This window comes from Cupriavidus sp. SIMBA_020, from assembly GCF_046535395.1.
Lineage (GTDB): Bacteria > Pseudomonadota > Gammaproteobacteria > Burkholderiales > Burkholderiaceae > Cupriavidus > Cupriavidus campinensis.
Map to the genome: position 1 here is coordinate 1 of NZ_JAWRWU010000630.1, position 270 is coordinate 270.

General features: G+C 70.7%; 1 pseudogene. It reads right to left on the reverse strand.

Annotated elements, in window-relative coordinates:
- Positions 1 to 84 precede the first annotated feature (84 nt).
- Positions 85 to 270: pseudogene (locus SB751_RS30820) on the reverse strand (hypothetical protein); the annotation flags it as partial.

Below are 270 nucleotides of genomic sequence, written 5' to 3' on the forward strand. Positions count from 1 at the left end.
GTGTCGCGCGCCGCGTGCCGCATGGCCGGTTTGTTTTGTACGGCCGCGCCTCCTGCTCCGGCTGCAAAGGCGCGACCGTCCTCCTTACTTGCCGACGCTACCCAGCGTGCCCAGCAGCCCCGTTACAGGCGCCAGCAGGCCCGTCGAGCCGCCCGACGAGGCCGTCCCCGACACCCCGCCGACGAGCGACGTGACCGGCGCGAGCGGATTCGACGAAGCCCCGGATCCCGCCGCACCACCCACTGCTCCGGTGACAGTATTCAGCAAACC